Annotated in this window: 15 protein-coding genes and 3 pseudogenes; 7 read left to right on the forward strand and 11 right to left on the reverse strand. The window is 72.8% G+C overall.

What is annotated here, in order from left to right:
* Positions 1-2: 2 nt before the first annotated feature.
* Both UG55_RS03025 and UG55_RS03030 read right to left on the reverse strand, forming a co-directional pair.
* Positions 3-1,328, reverse strand: a complete 1,326-nt coding sequence (locus UG55_RS03025; RefSeq protein ID WP_242423647.1) for a UDP-N-acetyl glucosamine 2-epimerase — start codon at positions 1,326-1,328, stop codon at positions 3-5.
* 486 nt (positions 1,329-1,814) lie between these two features.
* Positions 1,815-2,786: a sugar nucleotide-binding protein gene (locus UG55_RS03030; protein WP_066062371.1), complete on the reverse strand. Its 972-nt coding sequence runs from the start codon at positions 2,784-2,786 to the stop codon at positions 1,815-1,817.
* 396 nt (positions 2,787-3,182) lie between these two features.
* Between UG55_RS03030 and UG55_RS03035 the strand changes: the two genes are divergently transcribed.
* The 4 genes from UG55_RS03035 (at position 3,183) to UG55_RS03050 (ending at position 7,959) form a co-directional block, all read left to right on the forward strand.
* On the forward strand, positions 3,183-3,989 hold the full coding sequence (locus UG55_RS03035) for a class I SAM-dependent methyltransferase (protein ID WP_066062374.1): 807 nt from the start codon (positions 3,183-3,185) through the stop codon (positions 3,987-3,989).
* A gap of 174 nt (positions 3,990-4,163) precedes the next feature.
* On the forward strand, positions 4,164-5,339 hold a 1,176-nt coding region (locus UG55_RS31755), incomplete at its 3' end, for an LCP family protein (RefSeq protein WP_242423648.1).
* Positions 5,340-6,116: 777 nt separating this feature from the next.
* Positions 6,117-6,902, forward strand: coding sequence for a DUF1707 domain-containing protein (locus tag UG55_RS03045; protein WP_083986331.1), 786 nt, complete (start codon positions 6,117-6,119; stop codon positions 6,900-6,902).
* Positions 6,903-7,035: 133 nt separating this feature from the next.
* Entirely contained in the window at positions 7,036-7,959 is a 924-nt protein-coding gene (locus UG55_RS03050; protein ID WP_066062377.1) for a PAC2 family protein, read from the forward strand.
* A gap of 28 nt (positions 7,960-7,987) precedes the next feature.
* Here UG55_RS03050 and mnhG read toward each other — a convergent pair whose 3' ends face one another.
* From mnhG to UG55_RS03095, 9 genes and pseudogenes are all read right to left on the reverse strand, one after another.
* The gene (gene mnhG, locus UG55_RS03055; protein ID WP_066062380.1) at positions 7,988-8,353 is read right to left on the reverse strand and encodes a monovalent cation/H(+) antiporter subunit G; all 366 of its coding nucleotides are present in this window, start codon (positions 8,351-8,353) and stop codon (positions 7,988-7,990) included.
* A complete protein-coding gene (locus UG55_RS03060) occupies positions 8,353-8,619 on the reverse strand; it encodes a monovalent cation/H+ antiporter complex subunit F (RefSeq protein WP_066062383.1) in 267 nt (88 codons plus the stop codon). Before UG55_RS03060 ends, mnhG begins: the two co-directional genes overlap by 1 nt.
* Positions 8,616-9,224 (reverse strand): Na+/H+ antiporter subunit E, encoded by a 609-nt coding sequence (locus tag UG55_RS03065; protein ID WP_066062386.1) that lies wholly within the window; start codon positions 9,222-9,224, stop codon positions 8,616-8,618. The genes UG55_RS03060 and UG55_RS03065 overlap by 4 nt, the downstream gene beginning before the upstream one ends.
* A complete protein-coding gene (locus tag UG55_RS03070; RefSeq protein WP_066062710.1) occupies positions 9,221-10,828 on the reverse strand; it encodes a Na+/H+ antiporter subunit D in 1,608 nt (535 codons plus the stop codon). The genes UG55_RS03065 and UG55_RS03070 overlap by 4 nt, the downstream gene beginning before the upstream one ends.
* Entirely contained in the window at positions 10,825-11,400 is a 576-nt protein-coding gene (locus tag UG55_RS03075) for a Na(+)/H(+) antiporter subunit C (protein WP_066062389.1), read from the reverse strand. The genes UG55_RS03070 and UG55_RS03075 overlap by 4 nt, the downstream gene beginning before the upstream one ends.
* The coding region (locus UG55_RS31760; protein WP_255360408.1) for an MnhB domain-containing protein at positions 11,397-11,684 on the reverse strand (288 nt) is incomplete at its 5' end. The genes UG55_RS31760 and UG55_RS03075, both read right to left, overlap by 4 nt.
* A gap of 1 nt (position 11,685) precedes the next feature.
* A pseudogene (mbhE, locus tag UG55_RS03080) lies at positions 11,686-14,429 on the reverse strand (hydrogen gas-evolving membrane-bound hydrogenase subunit E); the annotation flags it as partial.
* Positions 14,430-15,926: 1,497 nt separating this feature from the next.
* Positions 15,927-16,451 (reverse strand): DinB family protein, encoded by a 525-nt coding sequence (locus UG55_RS03090; protein ID WP_066062392.1) that lies wholly within the window; start codon positions 16,449-16,451, stop codon positions 15,927-15,929.
* 172 nt (positions 16,452-16,623) lie between these two features.
* Positions 16,624-19,377 (reverse strand): bifunctional SulP family inorganic anion transporter/carbonic anhydrase, encoded by a 2,754-nt coding sequence (locus tag UG55_RS03095; RefSeq protein WP_242423649.1) that lies wholly within the window; start codon positions 19,375-19,377, stop codon positions 16,624-16,626.
* A gap of 579 nt (positions 19,378-19,956) precedes the next feature.
* On the opposite strand from UG55_RS03095, the gene UG55_RS31765 reads away from it, so the two are divergent.
* The 3 genes and pseudogenes from UG55_RS31765 to UG55_RS31775 form a co-directional block, all read left to right on the forward strand.
* A partial coding sequence (locus UG55_RS31765) for an MMPL family transporter (protein WP_242423650.1) occupies positions 19,957-20,682 on the forward strand: 726 nt, incomplete at its 3' end.
* 1 nt (position 20,683) lies between these two features.
* A pseudogene (locus UG55_RS31770) lies at positions 20,684-21,613 on the forward strand (MMPL family transporter); the annotation flags it as partial.
* A gap of 1 nt (position 21,614) precedes the next feature.
* Positions 21,615-22,233: pseudogene (locus UG55_RS31775) on the forward strand (MMPL family transporter); the annotation flags it as partial.
* Between the last annotated feature and the right edge of the window lie 128 nt (positions 22,234-22,361).

The raw sequence follows: 22,361 nt of genomic DNA on the forward strand, positions 1-22,361 counted from the left end.
GCTCAGGGGAACGCGAGCGGGGTTCCGCCCGGTTTCGACTCGCCGGCACCGTCCGCCGGGCGCTCGAACCAGACCGTCCGGCGGATGTAGTCGATGTTGCCGACGATGATCCGCACGACCCGGCGGGACACGTCGTCCACGTCGTAGCCCGGCACGACCCGGGAGCCCCGGTCGTGCCGGGCCTCGCCGGTGGCCAGGCCGACCGCGGCCAGCACCCGGTCGGGACGCGGCACGCAGGAGACCACAACCCCGTGGTCCACCCCCTCGGGCTGCTCGTGCGCCTCCCGGATCAGCACGGCGGGGAAGCCGAGCAGCGACGCCTCCTCGGTCAGCGTCCCGCTGTCCGAGACCACGCACAGCGCGGCCCGCTGCAGCGCCGTGTAGTCCGCGAACCCGAACGGACGGCACAGCCGGACCAGCCCGTCGAGAGCTGGCGCCCGCCCCGCCGCGTCCAGCGCCTCGATGCGGTCCCTGGTCCGCGGATGGGTGGACACGATGACCGGCACCCGGTAGCGCGCCGCCAGCGCGTTCAACGTCTCCAGCAGGGCGGCGAGCAGCTCCGGGCGGTCGACGTTCTCCTCGCGGTGCGCGCTGACGACCAGGAAGTGTCCCGGTGTGACGCCCAGCGTCGTGAGCGCCTGGGAGGCCTCGACGAGCGGCAGATAGGCGGCGATCACCTCCTTCATCGGCGAGCCGGTGACGAAGATCCGCTGGGCTGGCAGCCCTTCGGCCAGCAGGTTGCGCCGGGCGTGCTCGGTGAGCGGGAGGTTGACGTCGCTGAGGTGGTCGACGAGCCGCCGGTTCGTCTCCTCGGGCACCCGGGCGTCGAAGCAGCGCTTCCCGGCCTCCAGGTGGAACACCGGGATGTGGCGCCGCCGGGCCGCTATCACCGCCAGCGTGGTGTTGGAGTCCCCGTACAGCAGCAGCGCGTCGGGTGACTCGTCCGCGAACAGCGCGTCGGCCCGGGCGATCACCCGGCCGATGGTCTCCGCCGCACTGGCCCCGACGGCGTCCAGGAAGTGGTCCGGTTTGCGGATGCCGAGCTCGTCGAAGAAGACCTGGTTGAGTTCGTAGTCGTAGTTCTGCCCCGAGTGGACCAGACAGAGGTCGACCGCCCGCTCCAGCGCGACGATCACCCGGCTGAGTTTGACGAGCTCCGGCCGGGTGCCGACCAGAACCATGACCCGCGGCCGGTGTTCGGCCGGGCCGGGCCGGCCCCTCGGTACCGGGGACGGCTCACCCAGAACCTCGGTTAGCGGCCCACGCTGTGGCACGGTGCGCGGGCCGGCCGACTCCTGCCGGTCCGGCGACAGCCGGCGGCTGGGCACCGTCGGCACGGTCGGCCCGGTGGGGGCGTACGGGGCGGTGGGAACGGAGGGGCCGGCGGAGCCGGGGACGGAACCGGAAGCAGCCTCGTCCCGGGATTCCGCGGGGTCTTCGTCCAGTGGGCCGGATGGGCCGGATGGGCCGGGTGCTGCGGATGGGCCCGACCTGGCCGCCGGTATCCGGTGCGGCACCCGCGCACTGGCTTCGCCGGCTGCCTCGGCACCGCGGGCCGCGGCGACGCCTGCGCCTGCGCCGTCGGATTCGCCGTGGGCATCTGTGGCCCCCGGTGGTCTCGACGTGGCCGCGCCACGCTGGCGGTTGGGCCTCGCCCCCGGGAACCATGCCCGGAAGAAGCCCGTCCGGGCCAGTTCGGCGCCGTCGGACTCTCCACCGGGCTCGGTGCCGCCCGGGTTGTCGGTGCCGCCCGTCGTTCTCGACACGTCGTTCTCCTCTTCTACCGGAGAAGATCCACCGGTTCGGTCCGCCCGTCAGGCGTCGGTGTGAACCCCGTTCGGAGTCGAGCTGGGCAGCGGCGAGGCCGCTCGCTGCCCAGCCACCAGGTCACTGACCCGCGCGGGATCGCGCCGGGTGGTGACGCCCTCGATCTCGCGGCGCTCGATCGCGGCCGCCAGTTCGTCCACCATCACCGGCCATGCCGGTGGCCGGTAGCCCGTCACCGACCACAGCCGGCGCGCGGTCAGCACGCGGTTACATACCTCGTCGTCGTGCGGGACGATCTCCAGATCGCGCCGGCCGAGCCGGGCCGCCAGCATCGTCAGCAGGTCGAAGCTGGTGATCGGCTCAGCGGCCAGGTGCCAAATTCCGGTCAGGTCCGGATGCCCGACGAGAGCGAGATGCACGAACCGGGCGAACTCGGCCGCGGTGACCCCGCTGCTGACCACCCGGCGCTGCCCCGGGACCGAGCCGCTGGCCGCCAGGAACCGCTCGATCAGACCCGTGGGCGCGGCGGACGTCTCCAGCCCGATGACGGCGGTCCGCAGGGTGAGTGTTCCCGGTTCGCCCAGCTCGCCCAACAGCTTGGTCATCCCGTGCAGGTCGACCGGGTCGGGCACGTCCGCCTCGTGGTACTCCCCCAGCCGGCCGGAGAACACGCGGTCGGACGAGACGTGCACCAGCCTGGCCCGCGCAGCAGCGCACAACCGCGCGAGGCGGTGCGGGAACAGCGCGTTGACCTCGATCGCGGCCGGCGCGCCGTCCTCCTCGATCCGCCGCGGGACGAGGCCGACGGCGTTCACGACGGCATCCGGCCGGGCCACGGCGAACGCCTCGACCAGCCTGTCCGGATGCCGGACGTCCACTCCGCACAGGACGCGGTCGGCGGGCGGCGGCGACGGCGGCACGGCGGTCCGGACGGTCGCGGTGACGTCGTGGTCGCGGACCAGTCGGCGCACCAGCTCACCACCGAGCATTCCGTCGCCGCCGAGGACCAGTACGCGCATCAGTTCTCCTTCACCGACCACGGTCCCGCCGGGGGTCAACACTCCGGGCAGCTCCGGGCCACCTGGCCGGCACCACCGGCCCCTCGGCCACCCGCGCCCGGCCGCCCGGCGTTCCGGTCGCTTCCATCCGATGAACGCCAGCCAAGTATGGCCCTACGTAGTCAATTGATCGCTATCCGAAGCGTGACGCGCCGGAGCCGCCGGCAAAGCCGGGCCACCCCGCGGCGCGCCATGGGCAACCTCGGAGCGACAGCTTCGTCACGCCAGGTCGGAGATACCGGAAAGCCGCCAAGATTGCATTACTCTCAGCATCAGCATAGGAACTCTTCGGGTTGGTCGGGACTTGACTGACGGCTCCCGCGGACCGTGACGGACCACTGGATGAGAACGGGGCGGATGACAGACAGGACGGGGCGGCTCACCGCGGCGCCAGCCCGGGCGCGGCGCCTGCGGCACCACCGCAACAGCCGGGGCGAGCTGTGGGTGAACATCACCTCTTCCCACCTGGTGCTGACGGACTTCGTGAACCTCGACCCGGGCTACGCGCCCGCGCTCGTCACCGCCTACCCCGCGCTGGCCTGGGCCCGCGCCCTGCGGCGGGCCCTGCGGGCCTCGCGCACGCTCGACGCGCTGCGCCGAGCCGGGGCGGCCGGCTGGCGGGCGGCCCGGCAGCCGCGGCTCGCCGCCATGATTGCCCGCCTCGCTCCCCGGCCGCCCCGCGTCCGGTCCGGGGACCGGGCCCGGCGAGCACGCCGCTGGTCCGTCCGCGGGCAGTGGGAGGCCCGGCGCGCGGCAGTCATCGCCCGCCACCGGGCGGGACGGCGCCTGCCGCTGGCCGACGGCTCCGTCGATCACCTCCTGTGCGCGCACGTCCTGCAGGAGCTCCCGCCGCGGCTGGCCGGCCGGGCGCTGGCGGAGTACGCCCGGGTCCTGCGGCCCGGCGGCACGCTCCACCTCGTCCTGCCGGATCTGCGCCAGGCGGTCGACCACTACGTGCGCGGCGAGATCGACGCCGACGAACTCGTCACCTGGCAGCGGCGAAACGGCGGCCGCGGGCCGGCGGGCGGCTGGTACTACGACGAGCACACGGCCCAGCGCCGGCTGGTCGGGGCCGGCTTCAAGATCGAATCCCTGCCGACTCCGAGCAGCCGGCTGGCCGAGAACGATCCGGCCTCACTCCATCTGGTAGGTGTGCGGGCCTGACCCGGTCCGCCCAGGTCTGCCCGCAGACCGCGCCTGACCAGGACTTACGGGCCTGACCAGGACGAACCTGGTGACATCCACCTCGTCAGCCAGGCAACATCAGTATCCGCTCACCTATCGTCGACATTCACCGGCAGCCCTGCTCCGGTTCCCGGCGCGGTGAGAGGCGGCAGGATGACGGAGGAACGTGCGCGGCCCGCGTACGAACCCTCCGGGCCGGTTCCGCACGTCGTCACCGAGGGTGAGCGACCTCTCCGCGAAGACGACGCTTCCGGTACTCCGCCGCCGGCCGACCCGCCAGACCCGGCCGACCCGGCCGACCCGGTCAGCGAGATCAGCGAGATCAGCGAGGCTGACGCGGCCGACGGCGAGGAGACGGGCGGGCCGCCGAGTCCCGACCGATCGGCCCGGCCCCGACGGCGCGGACCCCTGCGCCGGTTCCTGCTCGTCCTGACCTCACTGCTGTCGCTCACGATCGTCGTGGCCACCGTCACCGGCTGGGTCGTCGTGACCCGGTACGACAGCCAGATAGACCGCGAGACGATCGCGCCGCCAGCCGACATCACCGTCACCCGCCCACCACCGGCACCGGTCGGCTCCGAGACCTGGCTGCTCGTGGGCTCCGACGTGCGCACGGGCTCGGACGCCGCGAAAGTCAGCGGCGCCAGGTCGGACACGATGATGATCGCCCACCTGTCGTCCGACGGCACCACCCAGGTCGTTTCCATCCCCCGCGACCTGCGCGTTCCCATCCCGGCCTGGACTGACGAGGACGGGCAGCGGCACCGGGCCCGTGCCGACAAGGTCAACGCCGCCTTCAGCGCGGGCGGTCCCGCGCTCCTCGTCGCCACCCTCGAGCAGGTCGCGGGCCTGCGCATCGACCACTACGCCGAGCTGGACTTCACCGGTTTCCAGCAGATGACCTCCGCCATCGGCGGCATCGACGTCTGCCTGCGTTCCTCCCCCTACGTGGAGGTCCACGAGCTGGACAACCACCGACGGGTGCGGTCGACGAACCTGAACGACCCGAGTTCCGGGTTTGTGGGCCAGGTCGGAACGAACCACCTGATCGGCGAGAACGCCCTGGCCTTCGTCCGGCAGCGGCACGGGTTCGCCGACGGGGACCTCTCCCGCATCCGCCGCCAGCAGGCGTTCCTCGCCGCGATGTTCCGCAAGGTGGCCAGCGAACAGGTGCTGCTCAGCCCGACCAGGCTGGCCTCCTTCCTCAACGCCGTCACCCACTCGGTGGTCCTGGACGAGGAGACCGGCCTGTCCGAGCTGCGCGCGCTCGCCAGCCGGATGCACGGCATGACCACGGGCGCCGTGTCGTTCGCCACTGTGCCGATCACCNGGCAGGTCACGGCGCCCGCCTTCTACTTCCTCTACGACCCCGACGAGATGCGGCAGTTCTTCCGGGACATCACCGGCGACACGACGCCTTTCGAGCCAGCGGACACCTTCATGGACCCGCTGGAGCTCAGTGGCTCGCTCACCCCCACTGGGCCGGCCGGCGGCGAGTCGCGCCGGTCGGACGGCATGCGAACCCCGCCGCCGTCCACGGCCGCCGCACCGTCGCCGCGGCCGTCGTCCACGCCGGCAGCCACCGGTTCCCCGGCGGGCGCCGGGGCACCTGACGGCTCGACCGAGCCGGAACAGGGCACGGGCACAGGTACCGGCACGGGCGCCGGCACGGAGGCCACGCCCCGGCCCGGCGCCACGGTCGCACCGGAGGCACCGCCCTCCGCCGCGCCGACCAGCCCCGGCACCTGGTCCTGGCCGTGGCCCACCGCCCCCGCCAGCACGGCGCTCGGCGTCCGGCGGGCGAGCTGGACCAACGTGGTCGCCACCGGCCGCACGGTCGCCACCGCGCCGACCAGCCCGTCAGCCGCAGTCTCCGCGGCGGCGGGGACGGGGGGCGCGGCGGACACAGCGGCGGACACAGCGGCGGCGGACACAGGGGAAGCGGGCGAGGCACCGGTGACCGCCGCGGCCGCCTGCATCTACTGATTCCCGCTGATTCCCGCCGCCCTCGGACCGCCGGCCTCGGGTCGGGCGAACGCCGGCGTCCCCACCGAGGTGCGGTGGCCGCCACGGCCAGCCCCGCGGACGTCCCGTTACGGTCAGGACATGCCAGCCGTCTCTCCCGGTCACGACCACGCACCCGCTTCCGGGGCCGCCGTGGCCACCGGCGGTGCCGGCACACCGCGCATACCGGCGCCGGCCGTCCAGCGGTGGTCCGTCAGCGGAGCCGACCGCCGCGCGCACACCGACCGGCTCCGCGCGGCCTGTGCCGGCGGAGGGCTGACGTTCGACGAGTTCAGCCAGCGGATGGGGCAGGTCTGGACGGCTCGAACCCAGGCTGATCTCGAACGTGCGGGCCTCGGACAGCCGGACAGCGGTGACACCGGCCCCGCGGTCGCGGGCGGCGCCCCCTCGGCTGACGCAGCGGCAGCGGCGGCAGCGGCGGCAGCGGCGGCAGCGGCGGGTGCCGGTACCGAAGCCGCGGAGCGCGGCGGGAGCCGGATGCGCCCCACCTGGATCGTCAGCCTGCTCGGTGACGGCCGGCGGCTCGGGCGCTGGCGGCTCGCCCGCCGAACAACGATCGTCAACGTGCTCGGGAACTGGACCCTCGACCTGCGCGGAGCACTCCTGGACGAGAACATCCTCGCCGACACCGCGGTCGACCTTCGCTTCCTCTCCCTGCTCGGCGACCTCGTCATCAGCGTTCCCGACGGCGTGGCGGTCGACGTCAGCGGGCTGATCGTGCTCGGCGACCGCCGTCTTGAGCTCGCCGCGGTCCCCGTCCGGCCCGGAACGCCCCGGCTCCGGCTGCGCCTCGCCGGTCTGATCGGCGACGTCCGGGTCACCAGCGCCGCACTGCTAGGTCAGCCGCCCGAGCCCGCGGGCGGCTGACAGCCCACGACATGCGGCGACGTTGGTACTCTCGATCATGTCCGGGAATGCGGAGCCGCCGCGGCGACCTTCTAGTCCGAGGGTGCCACCGGGGAACCCCCTCGGACCAGATCGGTGAGGGAGGGCTCGACCGATGCTTGACCCCAGAGAGCTCTACGAAATCAGGAGTGACCTGGAAGACCTGGGCCGCCCCATCCTCATCGAGGCGATGACGGGTGTCGTCGACGCCGGCGGTGCGGTCGGCCTGGCCAGCGAACACCTGACGACGACGCTCCCGCACGAGCGGATCGTGACGTTCGACATCGACCAGCTCATGGACTACCGCTCCCGGCGGCCACCCATGGTCTTCTACGAGGACCACTGGGAGAGCTACGACGACCCGGTCCTCGGCATCGAGGTGATGCGCGACGAAGCGGGCACGCCGTTCCTGCTGCTGTCCGGGCCCGAGCCGGACCTGCACTGGAAGCGGTTCACCAGCGCGGTGCGGATGATCATGAGAGATCTCGGCGTCCGGATGTCGGTGGGTCTCAACGCGATCCCCATGGCGGTGCCGCACACCCGGCCCTGCGGCGTCACCGCGCACGCGACCCGCAAGGAACTGCTGATCGGCAACGACCCGTGGATCCGCCGGGTCTCCGTTCCCGGCAGCGCCGGTCACCTGCTCGAGTACGAGCTGGGCCGGGCCGGGGCGGACGCGATGGGCTTCGCGGCACACGTCCCCCACTACCTGTCCCAGGCGACCTACCCGGCGGCGACCGAGGCCCTGCTCAGCGCGGTGTCCCGATCGACCGGGCTGCTGCTGCCGCTGGACGGTCTGCGGTCGGCCGCGGAGGAGGTCCGCGGCGAGATCGACAGTCAGATCACCAACGGCGGCGAGGCCGCGGACGTCGTCCGGGCGATCGAGGAGCAGTACGACGCGTTCCACCGCGGTCGCGAGGGCTCCCACCTGCCTGTCGTCGACAGCGCGGAGCCGCTGCCGACCCCCGACGAGCTGGCTGCGGAGCTGGAGCGCTTCCTCGCCGAGCAGAGTGAGCCGGGCGGCCCGCAGCCAGGCTGAGCCGGGCGGTCAGCGCGGAGCCGGGCGGTCAGCGCGGAGCCGGGCCGGTCGGCCAGGTGCCGGCCGGCCGCCCGTGCTGGCGGGCCAGGTCGTCCACGGCCAGCAGGTCGTGCCGCACACACCCGGTGCGGTAGGCGGCGCGGCCGACCCGTTGCGCGACCACCGGCGCCGTGACCAGTTGCAGCAGAGCCACGAGCAGCAGGCCGGCAGCGTGCCGGGGCGCGAGCTGGACGGCGCTGCCGAGCAGGATCGCCACCAGACCGACCGTCTGCGGCTTCGTGGCGGCCTGCAGGCGGGACGGGACGTCCGGGAACCGGATCAGGCCCCACGCGCCGAGCACGCAGAACACCGCCCCGGTCAGCAGCAGCACAGCCGAGATCACATCCCGGGCCATCAGTTCTCCGCTCCCTGTCGCTCGACCAGTCGGGCCGCGGTGACCGACCCGAGGAAGCCCAGCAGCGCGACGACGGCGACGAGCGCGATGTTCCAGCCCTCCCCGCGCATCCCGATCTCGACGGCCACCCCCGCGACGATGAGGATCACCAGGACGTCCAGCGCGACGATGCGGTCGAGGTCGGACGGGCCCGCCAGCACCCTGACCAGGGTGAGCATCCCCGCGACGCTGAGCAGGACAAGAGTGATCGTGTAGACGGCTGTCATCGCTTCTCCTCCTCGTTGCGACGGCGGCGATTCGGTGCCCGTTCGCGGTGGGTGCGCTCGTCGCCGCCGAAGACGTCCAGCACGCGGTGCTGCATGTCCTGCACGGAGGCTCGGACCGCCGCCCGCGTGCGGTCGTCCTCGGCGGCGAGGACGTAGACGTACATGGTGCCGGCCTCATGGTCGGCCTCCAGGACGAAGGCCCCCGGCGCGAGCGAGATCGCGTTCGCCGTCAGCGTGGCCACGACCTCGGAGGAGACGGTCAACGGCACCTCGATGATCGCCGACCGGGTCCGCGGCCCATGAACGATCATCTGTTTCGCCACCGACAGGGCCGACGGCACGAGATCGACCAGGAGCCGGCCCAGCAGCGCGAGCGCGGGCAACGGCCGGAAGCGGCCGGTGGCGTCGGCATCCGCGCGCAGCGGGAACAGGAGCAGCACCGCGGCCGCGACCACCACACCGCTGATCGCGGTCAGCGGCGTGGGTCTGCCCCACAGCATCATCCACACGGCCCACAGCCAGATCAGGCGTCCCGGGCGCCGCAGGAGGGCGCGCGCGGCCGCGGCAGCGCCTGCCTCCTGAGCGCCGGTGGAACCGGGGCTCATCTTCCCGCCCCCGTGGTGCCCGAGCCGGGCAGGACCGCCTCGATGTACCCCGAGGGCTCCAGCAGATCCTCCGCCGCCCGCTCGCTCAGGCTGGCCAGCGGCCCCGCGAGAACCGCGACCGCCAGCCCGGCCGCGACGATCCCCGCGGTCGCGAGAACCATCGGACGGGTCACCGTCTCCGCGCCGCCGGCCAGGTCGACAGCAGACTGAACTCCAGCCGGCGGAACTCCAGCCGGCGGAACTCCAGCCGGCACGGTGGCGGGGCGCGCCGCGGCGGGCTCCTCGGCCCGCCGCGGGCCCCAGAAGGCCAGCGTCCACACCCGTGCCATGACGTAGAGCGAGAGCAGGCTGGTGATCAGGCCCGCGGCCAGGGCGAGGTAGACCGGCCAGCTCCCGACCTCACCCCCGGCCTCCAGCAGCGCGAGCTTCGCGACGAAGCCGGAGAACGGCGGCACTCCCGCCAGGCTGAGGGCCGGCAGCGCGAACAGTGCCGCCGTCACCGGGATGACCGCGGCCAGCCCACCCATGCGGCGGGGCACCGGCGTCCCGGAATACCGCGTGATCAGGCCGCTGACCAGGAACAACGCCGCCTGCGCAAGGATGTGATGCACCATGTAGATGATCACGCCGGTCAGCCCGAGGACCGTGAAGAGCGACAGCCCGAACAGCATGTACCCGATATGGCTGACCAGCAGGTAGGACAGCATCCGGTTCAGGTTGTCCTGGGCGATGGCTCCCAGCGCGCCGACCAGCAGGGTCGCGCACGCGGTGACCAGCAGTAGCACCCACGCCTTGTCATGCCTGAACACCAGGGTGTGGGTGCGCAGCAGCGCGTAGACGCCCACCTTCGTCAGCAGAGCCGCGAGAACGGCCGTGACCGGGGCCGGGGCCGTCGGGTAGCTGTCGGGCAGCCAGAAGTGCAGCGGCACCGCGGCGGCCTTGATCCCGAAGACGACGAGCGCCATCAGTCCGACCGTCTCCGCCAGCCCGGGGGGCAGGGCCCGCATCCGTTCCGCGAGATCCGCGAGGTTGACCGTCCCGGTCGCCGCGTACACCAGCGCCAGCATGGTGAGGAAGAGCAGCGAGGACGTCATGCTGACGATCACATAGGTCATCCCGGCCCGGATCCGTCCCGGGGTGGTGGCGAAGGTGATCAGCACATAGGACGAGACCAGCATGACCTCGAACGCCACGAAGAGGTTGAACAGGTCACCGGTCAGGTAGGCGAGCGCCACCCCGGCGACGAGCACCAGGTACACCGAGTCGAAGACCGCGCCCTGGCCGGGCCGGGCCTTCTCGGTGACGCCCTGGCCGATCGCGTAGACGAGGACCGCGAAGGTCACGACCGCCGACGTGAACAGGAGCAGACCGGAGAGCCGGTCCGCCACCAGCGTGACGCCGATCGGCGCGGGCCACCCGCCCAGGTGCGCCACGAGCGGGGCATCGGTGTCGGCGATCACGACGATCGCGGCCGCGGCCGCGGCGACGCCGGCGATGACGGTGAGGGCCAGCACCTGGCGGGCCAGGACCCAGCCCCGCAGGACCAGCACCGCGCCCGCCGCGAGCAGCGGGACCACCACCGGCAGGACGGCGAGGATGCTCACGGGCGCCACCCGCCGACGTCCTGGCGTTCCAGCAGTCCGGGCACGGCCAGTTCGCCCGGTTCACGCCGGATGGCCTCCGTACGCGGCTCCGCCGGCCCACCGGCCGGCTCCGCGTTCCCGGCGGGCCCGGCGGGCCCGGCGGGCCGTTGACCCCGGGGATGTGACGGGTCCTCGCGGCGGCCACCACGGCGGTCGAGCCGGCGATCCGCTCTCTGGTCCGTCCGGGCGATGCGGGCGTCCTCGATGTCGTCGCGGACCTCGTCGTCGCCGAGCAGAGTCCAGGCCCGGTAGGCGAGGGCGAGCAGGAACGTCGTCAACGCGAAGGTGATGACGATCGAGGTGAGGGCCATGGCCTGCGGGAGCGGATCGGACATCGCCTCCGGGCCGGTCGACCCCACCATCGGCGGCAGCCCGCTTTCCCCGCCGACCAGCAGCAGGAGCAGGGTCGTGCCGTGCCCGAGCAGGACGAGCCCGATCAGCACCCGCATGAGGGAACGCTGCAGGAGCATGTAGGTGCCTGCCGTGTACAGGGCGCCGACCACGAGGGCCGAGGTCAGGTTCACCGGACTCACAGGGGCCTGCCTTCCTGGGTCTCCCCGCCGGTCCGGACCGGTGCGCTGGTCCGGGCCAGTGCGCCGGCCGGCGCGTCGATCGGTGCCAGCAGGGCCGCGCGCTCGGCGTCGGCCTCCTTGTCGACCGCGGTGCCGAGAGTGCGCAGCAGTTCCAGGACCACTCCGATGATCAGGAGATAGACACCCATGTCGAAGAAGACGCTGGTCGCCAGTTCGACATGACCGAGGACAGGCAGATCTCCCTTGAACACGAAGCTCTCCAGGACGGGGTCGCCGGCCAACGCNGGTGCCAGGCCCGCGGTGGCCGCGACCACCAGGCCGGTGCCGATCACCTTCGTCGGGATCACCGGCACCGCGGCGCCCACCCGCTGCCGCTGACCGGCCACATACCTCAGGACGAAGGCCAGCCCGGCCACGAGCCCGCCGGAGAAACCACCGCCCGTTCTGGTGTGGCCGGCGAAGAGCAGATACAGGGAGAACACGAGGACCACGGGGAACACCGCCCGGGTCGTGACCTCCAACAGGACCGATCGCCCCGGAACCGGTGGGCGCCCGCCCTCGGCGGAAGCGGCCCCCGCGCGAAGACCGGTCGGGCGCCCCTCCGGAGAGCCCGTGTACAGCAGGAGCGACGCCACCCCGAGCGTTGCCACCGCGAGCACGGAGATCTCGCCGAGGGTGTCGAACGCCCGGAAGTCCACCAGGATCGCGTTCACCACATTCGTCGCACCGGTCTGTACCGGCGAGCGCGCGATGAACTCGCTGCTCACCTCCGCCTGCCCGGCCCGGGACCCGCTGGTCACGATCGCGAAGCCGGCCACGAACACCCCGACGGACACCGCCACGGCGATCCGGCCGAGTCGCAGCGGTGCCGACCGGTCCGCCGTCGAGAAGCGGACCGGCATCCTGCGCAGCACGAACACGAACGCGATCAGCGACAGGGTCTCGACCAGGAACTGGGCGAGGGCGAGGTCCGGGGCGCCCTCCACCACGTACAGCGCGCCGATGCCATAGCCGACCGTGCCCAGCAGCAGGGTCGCGGTCAGCCGCCCGGACGCCCGGACGACGGCCACCGAGGCGAGGACCACGCCGACCGCCAGCGGAACCTGGATGAGGTAGTCCCACAGCGGCAGGTGCTCGGGCCAGGACGATGTGGTGAGCAGCGCGAGACCGGGCTCCGCCAGCAGCATCACCAGGATCACTCCCAGGTAGGCCGGCAGGGAGCCCGCCTGCAGCCGCCCGGTCACCGCGACCGCCAGCCGGTCGAGGGCGCGCACGGCCTGCTCGTAGCCGCGCTGCGCGTCCAGGACGGTGGGCAGCCGCCACCCGCGCGGCCGGACCTTCGCCAGGGCCGCGAAGAGCAGGGTGCCGCCGCCGAGGGCGATCACCGTGAGCAGGAGCGGCCAGCCAGGACCGTGCCAGGGCGCGAGGTGGTACCGCTCCGCCCGCTCCCCGCCGCCGGCGAACCCATCGGCGTAGGCGGCCACGAGGCGGTCCACCGCCGGCCAGCTGATCCCGAGGCCGAGCCCGGCGGCCGCCGGCACCGCCGCCGGGATCACGAACAGCGCGGCCGGCCTGATCACCGCCCGCGGTGGGCGATCCGCCGGGGACCCGAACGCCCCCCACAGGAACCGCAGCGTGTAGCAGGTGGTGAGCACCGTTCCGGCCACGATCACCGCCAGCAGCGCCAGCTCACCGGGCCCACCGTGGACGAAGGCGTCGAAAGCGGCCTCCTTGCCCAGATACCCGAGGAACGGCGGAAGGCCGACCATGGACGCCGCCGCGAGCACCGCGACCGCGCACACGCCGGGAATGCTCCGCCACAGGCCGGACAGCTCTCCGATGTCCCGGGTGCCGGCCTGATGGTCGATGACGCCCACCACCATGAAGAGCGCGGACTTGAACAGCCCGTGTGCCAGGATGAGGGTGGCCCCGGCGAGTGCCGCCGTCCGTGAGCCGAAGCCGACCAGTGCGGTCAGGTAGCCGAGCTGGCTTATGGTGCCGAAGGCGAGCAGGCGTTTGAGATCGGTCTGCCCCAGCGCGCGCAGCCCGCCCAGCAGCATCGTCGCCGCACCGATGACCACCGCGGGAATCCGCCACTCGGCCACTCCGGCGAACGCGGGGGTCAGGGTCGCGACGAGAAAGACGCCGGCCTTCACCATCGCCGCCGCGTGCAGATAGGCACTGATCGGAGTGGGCGCGACCATGGCCGCCGGCAGCCACGAATGGAACGGAATCTGCGCGGACTTCGACAACGCCCCGACCAGGACAAGAACGAGAGCGACGGTCACCACCGTGCCGGACGGTGGTGCGGCGAGTATCCCGGAGATCCGGTAGGTGCCGCTGGCCTGGCCGAGCAGCACAAAACCGAGCAGCATCGGCAGGCCGCCGAGCGTCGTGGTCAGCAGCGCCTGGACCGCGGAACGGCGGTTGCCCGCGCTGACCCCGTCCTGCCCGATCAGCAGGAATGACAGGACGGTCGTCAGCTCCCAGAAAACATAAAGAGTAATCAGGTCGTCCGACAGGACGAGACCAAGCATCGCGCCGGCGAACGCCAACAGCGGCGCGCTGGTGCCACCCGGCCGCGGTCCCGGCCGCGCGTCGGCGCCGGGGGCGATCACCGATCCGGACGCGGGATTCGGTACCGGACGGTGCGGATCCCAGTCCGGCGGATCACAGTTCTGCGGATCAGCCTGATGGTGGTAGGCGAAGGAGTAGACCAGCACGAGCGCGCCGACGCCGGTGACCAGCAGGGCCATCAGCAACGCCAGCGGGGAAAGCCGGAAGGCCAGTTGCAGGTCGATTGCCCCCGCCCAGGAAACCACCTGCGTGAGTCCGTCCTGGGCCGGCTGGCGCGCCATGCCGTGGGCGGCCCCGGCGCCATCCAGCACCGGCGGGATGCGGGTCGCCAGCCAGACGAAGGTCGCTCCCGGCACCGCGGCCGCGAGCAGGAAGGTGGCCCGCCCGAGCCGGCCCGTCAGGGCCGGCAGCGCGGCGGCGACGACGAGGTGGGCGACTAGGGCGACAGGCATGCGGCGCTCCGCTCATGCCTGCTTTCGGACGGTCTCGTCGATCTGGCCATCGGTTCACATCCCCAGTGTCAAGTTGTCAAGGTGTCACGCTGCGCAGGGAACAGCCGTCCCCGCCGCGCCAGCGCACGGGCAGGCCCGTCCCGACCGCCACCCGCCAGGACGGGAGCAACCGTCACACCACCACGGCCGAGCCGGCCGCCGACACCGAGAACCGGCGCCTTACGGCGAGCGGCCTGCGGACAGCGTGGTCCACGGCTCGGCGCCGAGAGGGCCGAGCAAGCCTCCAGCCGGTACGCGGACCCGGCCGGGCGACCCTCGCAAGTAGCACAGCCCAGCCCAGCACCACAGCTCCGCCAGGTCGCGACGGACGGAGAGCCTCGTCACAGTTCTCACGCGCTGTTACCAATGAGGTCAGGCGCATTAGCGCCCCGACCGCCACGACCTCTGCGACCTGCGTTCATTGAGCATACACAACTCAATCGATGGGCATTGCCGCTTACTCCTGGTAGCGACCTTCCCCGCCGCGCCCGGCCGGCACCACGGACGCACCCCAACCGCTGCGGCNACCCTCGGCTCCCTCGGCGTGGCCGACCAGCACCATCCGCGAAAATAACGGCCTTCGCGCCGGAGGACGCACCTCGGCATTGACCCGCGATCATGGCACCAACGAGCTACCATTCGGCCAGAAGATGCGATGTGTTGTGATTTCCGCCAAACTGGGTAACTCGGGCGGCACGGACGACCGGGGCCGCGCGACCGCACTTTCCGGCCTGTTCCACCGACCCTCGGAGTCGAGGCATGACCGCCACCGCGATCGCTTCCGCCAAGACCTCGGCAAAACCGCGGCGGCGGGTCACCCGCCAGCTTCTGCTGACGGCGCACGTCCTGGTCAGCGTCGGCTGGAACGGCGTGGCTCTCGGCCAGCTCGCGCTCGCGGTCACGGCCTCCGCGAACGACGAAATCCGGCATCCCGCATACGAGCTCATGCACGTGCTGGATCGGTCTCTCAATATCCCGCTCGCGCTGCTGACCCTCGCCACCGGAATCCTGATCTCGCTGCGGAGCCGCTGGGGCCTGTTACGTCNCTGGTGGGTCGCGGCGAAGCTCGTGATCACCGTCTTCGCCATCATCTTCGCGGCGCTCTTCATGCGAACTCTGATCGTGCGGGCCGGCCACGCGACCGCCGACGGATCGGTGCAGTACGACACCCCGACGGCCGCCATCATCACCGGCGCCTGCCTGATGAACGCGCTCTTCATCACAGCCACCTTCCTGTCGACCCTGAAGCCGTGGGGCCGGACCGGCCGGGGCCGCCGGGCCGCCGCTCGCCCACCCCGCCCCGGCAGGCCGACGGCCGCCGCGGATGCCGGGCAGGACGATCCGGCGGCCGTGACTCCGACCGGCGTGACTCCGACCGGCGGGGCATAGCGCCTCCGGCCGAAAGTCACCGCCGTGAACCGGCCCCGGCCCGACCTGCACCGGGCCGAGGGTGTGCGCTCACCCCATGGTGCGGCTGCCGTCCAGGGCCTCCCGGATGATGTCCGCGTGGCCGGCGTGCTGCGACGTCTCCGCGATCAGGTGCAGCAGCACCCGCCGGTGCGACCAACGGGCACCCGGCTCGAACCAGGGCGCGGACGGCAGCGCTCTGCTCACGCCGAGATCCGGCAGCGCTTCGACGACGGCCGTGGTGCGCTCGGCGGTCCGCTCGTAGGCGGCGAGAAGTCCGGTGAGGCTCTCGCCCGGCAGCATGCGGAACTGGTCCACCCACTGCTCCTCGGATGCCTCCTCCGACTCACCGAGGATGAAGGAGATCCAGTTGCGCTCGACTGCCGTGACGTGCTTGATCAGGCCGCCCAGGCACAGCGCGCTCACGGTCGTGCGCCGGGCCGCCTGATCGTCGTCGAGGTCGCGAACGGTGTAACGCAGAAACTGGCGGTGCCGTGCCAGGGTCTCGAGGAGGTCCTCCTTCTCGCTGACCGTCCCGGCCGCGGTGACGCCGTCGATCTCCAGGGTGCTGCCCATGTCCCACCTCGCGGGTAGTGCGGCCGCGTCCGTCGTGTTCGAGGACTCGCCCGGTTGCCTGTCTCACTTGAACCCAAGGTAGAACCGGTCGCGGACAGCTTCGGTCCTGAATCGCCGCCGGACCCGACCGTCCCGGCCACCGCTCACCGGCGGCAGCACACTCGGCCACAGCTCAGCTGCCGGTGGCGTCCGCCAGCCGCTGGCCGCTTTCGAGCGCCGGCGCGAGGCTCACCGAAGGCACCTCGAACCGGTCGGTGGCCTCGTCCAGGACGATCGCACGGGCGGTGGCGATGTCGAACCACATCCCGACCAGATGCAGCCGTCCCGCCGCCTCCGCGCGACGAACCACGGACAGCTCCCGCAGCGCCACGAGCTGCTGGGCGACGCTGATCCGGCTCAGCTCGTCGGCGTCCGCCGGCAGCCCCCCCGCCGCGCGCTCGGCGCGGGCCACCGCCGGCTCGCCGTGCCGCAGCCAGGCGCGCAGGTTGCGCAGCGACTCGGCTCCCGGGACAGCGCCGAGCGCGTCGCGGTCGAACAGCGCGTTCACCGCCCCGCATCCCGAATGCCCGCAGACCGCGATCGTGCGCACCCCCAGCACCGCGACCGCGTACTCGATCGCGGCCAGCGTCGAATCGCCGACAGTCTGTGGGCCGGGGACGAAGGCCCCCGGCGTGCGCACGGTGAACAGGTCGCCGGGCCCGCTGCTGGTGATGACGTTCGGTACAAGCCGGGAGTCGCTGCAGGTGATGAACAGCGTCGACGGGCTCTGCCCGGCGGTCAGCTCGGTCAGATAGGGCTCGATCATGGGCGCCGTCCGGTGATGGAACTCGTCCACACCGTTGAGCAGGTGCCGCCGGTCGTGGTCCTGGCCGTGCTGCCAGGACGACCACGGTGCCAGCCAGCGGGGCGGCTGCGCCCGGGCATGCCGGCCGCCGGGGCGCACGCCGAGCAGGCTCGACAGGAAGCCGCCCTGCTGGGGCCCGACCGGCCCGGACGGCAGCGCCAGCGGACCGGTTCCGACCGGGTCGACCGTCACCGCGGCCCCCGCGCGGTGCCGCTCGGCGATCCAGCCGTCCAGCATCGAGTGTGCGCCGTGGTCGAGGTAGTCGGTGGCGAGGTCAAGCCGGACGGGGGCACCCGGCGGCACCTCCGCGAGCCGGCGGGACAACCGAGGCAGCGAGAGGAAGGTCAGCGCGCCCTCGACCACCACCCGCCAGGGCGAGCCCGGCGTGGTCGGCGGGTGGACGTGGACGGGGGCCACCAGCGTGCGGCGCAGCGCCAGCAGCAGCGCCGTGGCGATGCCCAGCAGGACACCTTCCAGCAGGTTCAGCAGCACCACGCCGAGCACCGTCGTCAGGTAGATCGCGAGCTCGCCGTGGCGGGCGATCGCCCGGATGTGGGCGAGATCGACGAGTCGGATACCGATCACGACCAGCAGGCCGGCGAGGACGGCCAGCGGGATGCGCACGACCACCGGGGCCAGCAGCAACGCGAAGCCGGCCATCCACAGGCCGTGCAGGATCGCGGACCGCCTGCTCCGGGCGCCCGCCTGGACGTTGGTCGAGCTGCGGACGATCACTCCGGTGACCGGCAGGCCACCGAGCAGTCCGGACAGGGTGTTGGCCGCGCCCTGGCCGAGCAGCTCGCGGTCGAGGTCCCCGCGCGGCCCGGAGTGCATCGCCTCCACCGCGACGGCGGACAGCAGCGACTCGATGCTCGCGACCAGGGCCACGGTCAGGACGGACAGCACCACCGCCCCCCACGCCCCGCCGGTGGGCAGTTCGGGCAGCGCGATGGCACCGAGCAGGTTGTCCGGCAGGGACACCCGCGGGACGTCGAACGGCAGCGACACGACCGTGGCGGCCGACACCGCCGCCAGCGGCGCCGGCACGGCCGAAACCGGCCGCGGAAGCCTGGGCCACAGCACGGTGAGAACGATGGTGATCAGGCCGAGCAGCGCGGCGGCGGGGACGGCGGGTGACGCGAGCTCGCCGGGCAGTACGACCAGGTTGTCCCACGCCGACGAACCGGCGGTACCACCGAGAACGACGTGCAGCTGGCCGATGACGATCGTCAGCCCGATACCTGCCAGCATGCCGTGCACCACCGCGGGCGAGATCGCCAGCGCGGCTCGGGCGACGCGGCTCAGCCCGAGCAGAACCTGCACCACCCCGGCCGCGGCGGTGACGAAACACGCCACCCGCCACCCGTGCGTCAGGACGATCTCCGCCACCACGGCGGTGAGACCCGCCGCCGGCCCGGAGACCTGCAGGGGGACTCCCCCGAGGGCGCCGGCGACGATCCCGCCGACGACTGCCGCGATGATGCCCGCGACCACCGGCGCGCCGGAGGCCACCGCGATCCCCAACGAGAGGGGAAGGGCCACGAGGAAGACCACAACCGACGCCTCGAGGTCGGCGCGCCAGACCCCTCGCGGCGAACCGTGACCCCGGCCCGCGGAGCCCACCGCGGCGGGTTCCGCGGGGGCTGCCGAGGCGGCGCCCCGGGCACGTCTGCGCGGGCCGCGGGTCGCCGCGCGGTGCCCCCCAGGACCACCTGGAGCGCGCCCCGCGGGGCGCGTCCGCAACCGCCCGGCAGCCGCCGCTGTGCCCGCGGTCCCCGCCGCGCCCGCGTGATCGGCTCCCGCGACGGGGTCCGCGAGGTCGGCGTCCGTGGGCTCGCCCAGGCCGGTGCGATCCGCCAGGCCGGGCTGACCCGGGGCGGCATGATCCGCCGGACCGGTGGAGATGCCACCGCGGCCGGCGAGGATCCCCACTCCCGGCTCCTCGATGCCCGGAAAGCTCGGATGTTCCTCGTGCCGGCTGCTCGTGGTGCGCTCGCCGCTGGGCGGCCGGCCCGCCGGGCCGTGTCTGGGCCGGGAATCGATCTCGGACGGATAGGGCAACGCGGCCGGGGTGGACGTCACCGGCCGTGGTCGGTTCCTTGGCTCGTGGTGCTCGGCGTGCACGATCGTCTCCTCGGCGAGGGCGCAACGTCAGCGTCAGGCCATCAAGATCTCGATGTTGAGTAGTACAGGTTCGAACACGTTACGTGACTTGATGCGGGAACTCCCGCCCACACCACCACTCCGTGGTAGGCGGGATGCTGTCGCCGGGTGCGATACCCAGGCGGGAAACCAGAAATGGACGCTCGCCGCGTCACTTCGAAATCATAGAGTGGCCGTCGCGACCGACCTGGGAGTAAAGGTCCGGACGCCCGACTACCTGTGTCCCGTCCCGGCGCGGGGCTTTCGGCCCGACTCGGAAACTCCTCCGCGCCGGATTCACCGGCGCGCCCGGAGGCGGGCCTCTTCGCCGGGCGGGAGCCGTCACGTGCCCGACACATCGGGACACGGCGCGACATCAGGGCCCAGATCGATGCCACAGTCAGAACCGCCGCCACCATCACCACAGGTGACACCGACGTCCCACCCCGGCACGCGCGGGCGGCACACCGTCGCCTGGACGGCACAGGCCAGCCGCCCAGCACACATCGAGGAGAAGTGATGTCCGGGTTCCTGTACCGGGTGGGCTGGGCGGCCGCGGGCCGGCCCTGGCGAGTGATCGGCGCCTGGGTCGCGGCCCTCGTGATCGCCACCGTGCTCGCGGCGGCGTTCGGGGGCGAGCCCCACGACAACTACGACGCCCCGGGCACCGGATCCCAGCGGGGCACCGACCTGCTGCGCGCCGAGTTCCCCGCGCTGGCGGAGGCCCAGGCCCGGGTGCTGCTACACACCACGGACGGCAGTCGGGTCAGCGCCGAGCTCGCCACCACGGTCTCCGGGCGGCTCGCGGAGGTGCCCGAGGTAGCGGTGGTCAGCCCCCCGGTGTTCTCCGCCGACGGCGACACCGCGCTGTTCACGCTGAACTACGACCGGCCGGTCACCGACCTGGACGGCGTCGAGGCGATCGACGCCCTCGTCGCCGCGGCCACGCCCGCGACCGACGCCGGTCTGACGACGGAGTTCGGTGGCCAGGTCGCCGAGAACATCCAGGAGGTAAACGGGCGGGCTGAGGCCGTGGGTATCGCGTTCGCCCTGGTCATCCTGCTGGTGGCCTTCGGTTCGATCATCGCGGCCGGCGTGCCGCTGGCCGTCGCGCTGATCGGCCTCGGCATCGGGACCGCCGGGATCACGCTCCTCTCGGCGAGCACCGACGTCAGTGCCATCGCGCCGACCCTGGCGTCCATGGTCGGCATCGGAGTCGGCATCGACTACGCGCTGCTGCTGGTCNCCCGGCACGTCGAGGGCCTGCGCGGCGGACTGACCGTGCGGGAGGCCGCGGCCCGCGCAAACGGCACCGCCGGTGTCTCCGTGCTGTTCGCCGGGGTCACCGTCGTGCTGTCGTTGCTGGGTCTGCGGCTGGTCGGACTGAACACCTACGTGACCACCGGTTTCACCACCGCGGCGATGGTGGTGACGATCGTCGTCACCGCTGTCACCCTCGTCCCCGCGCTGTGCGGACTGGCCGGCACCCGGCTGCTCGGGCGGCGCGCTCGGGCCGCCCTCGCCGCGGACACCACTGCGAGCACCACTGCGGACACCGCGGGCGAGACCGACGCGCGCCCGGCGCCGCGGCGCACCCTGACGGCGGCCTGGGCGGATCGGGTCGGCCGCCGTCCCGGGCCGTGGGCGATCGGCGCGCTGCTGCTCCTGCTGCTGATCGCCTCGCCCATCCTCGGCATGCGCACCTGGCCGCAGGACGCCGGCAGCCAGCCGGAGTCCACCTATCAGCGACGCGCCTACGACCTGATCGCGGCCGAGTACGGACCGGGTGCCAACGGCCCGCTGATCGTCGCGGTGGACCTGCGCAGGGTTCCCGCCACCGAGCTCGGCGGCCTGGTCGACCGCATAGCGGCGACGCCGGACGTCGCGGTGGTCAGGCCGCCACTCCTCTCGCCGAGCGGGCGGGCGGCCGTCATCATCGTGACGCCCACCGTCGGGCCGAGCGACGAGCGCGCGGCCGCGCTGGTCGGGCGACTGCGCGCCGACGTCCTGCCCGCCGGTGCCGAGATCACCGGCCTCACCGCGGTCTTCACCGACCTGTCCGACTGGATGTCCGACCGGCTGTGGTGGGTCGTCGGCTTCGTCGTCGGAGTCTCGCTGCTGCTGCTGACGCTGGTGTTCCGCTCGCCGGTGGTGGCGTTGAAGGCCGCCGTGATGANCATGCTCTCGATCGCGGCCGCCTACGGCGTCGTCACCGTCGTCTTCCAGTGGGGCTGGGGAACGGAGCTGCTCGGTCTCCCGCACAGCGTGCCGATGTCGAGCTGGCTGCCTGTCCTGATGTTCGCCGTCCTGTTCGGCCTGAGCATGGACTACGAGGTCTTCCTGCTCTCCCGCATCCGGGAGGACTACCTGGCCACCGGCGACCCGCACGGCAGCGTCGTGCGCGGGCTGGCCGCCACCGGCCGGGTCATCAGTTCCGCCGCGCTCATCATGATCGCGGTCTTCGCGGGCTTCGCGCTCGACCCGGACGTCACCGTGAAGATGGTCGGCGTCGGGATGGCCGTCGCCGTCCTCGTCGACGCAACGATCATCCGCATGATTCTGGTGCCGGCCACCATGGCGCTGCTCGGCCGGGCGAACTGGTGGCTGCCCGGATGGCTGGATCGGATCATGCCGCACGTGGACCTGCACGGCGGCGGGACGGCCGCCGCCCCGGCCACCCGGGCCGCCCGGGGGCCGGCCTCCGCCGGGGCGACGAACACCGCACGGGCGGGAGACCTCTCGCTGCGGAAGGACACCGCACCGGCGACCAGCCCGCCCGGCGGCACGGTGGCCTGATCGCCGGGCGGCCCGCCGGTCCGCCCGGTCGGCCTTCCCGCCGACCGGGCGGAGGGAGCCGAAGCACACTCGCCCGGTCCAGGCCCCGCCAGCGCGGGGTCCGGACCGGGCGGGCGGGCGTTCCAGCG

Origin of the sequence: Frankia sp. EI5c (assembly GCF_001636565.1) — a bacterium.
Taxonomy (GTDB): Bacteria; Actinomycetota; Actinomycetes; order Frankiales; family Frankiaceae; genus Parafrankia.

Excerpts from the sequence above, each read along its gene's own strand:
- UG55_RS03045 (WP_083986331.1), top strand. The coding sequence starts at position 6,117 with ATGCCAGCCGTCTCTCCCGGTCACGACCACGCACCCGCTTCCGGGGCC.
- UG55_RS03050 (WP_066062377.1), top strand. The coding sequence starts at position 7,036 with ATGCTTGACCCCAGAGAGCTCTACGAAATCAGGAGTGACCTGGAAGAC.
- UG55_RS03065 (WP_066062386.1), bottom strand. The coding sequence starts at position 9,224 with ATGAGCCCCGGTTCCACCGGCGCTCAGGAGGCAGGCGCTGCCGCGGCC.
- UG55_RS03030 (WP_066062371.1), bottom strand. The coding sequence starts at position 2,786 with ATGCGCGTACTGGTCCTCGGCGGCGACGGAATGCTCGGTGGTGAGCTG.
- UG55_RS03060 (WP_066062383.1), bottom strand. The coding sequence starts at position 8,619 with ATGACAGCCGTCTACACGATCACTCTTGTCCTGCTCAGCGTCGCGGGG.
- UG55_RS03035 (WP_066062374.1), top strand. The coding sequence starts at position 3,183 with ATGACAGACAGGACGGGGCGGCTCACCGCGGCGCCAGCCCGGGCGCGG.
- UG55_RS03090 (WP_066062392.1), bottom strand. The coding sequence starts at position 16,451 with ATGGGCAGCACCCTGGAGATCGACGGCGTCACCGCGGCCGGGACGGTC.
- mnhG (WP_066062380.1), bottom strand. The coding sequence starts at position 8,353 with ATGGCCCGGGATGTGATCTCGGCTGTGCTGCTGCTGACCGGGGCGGTG.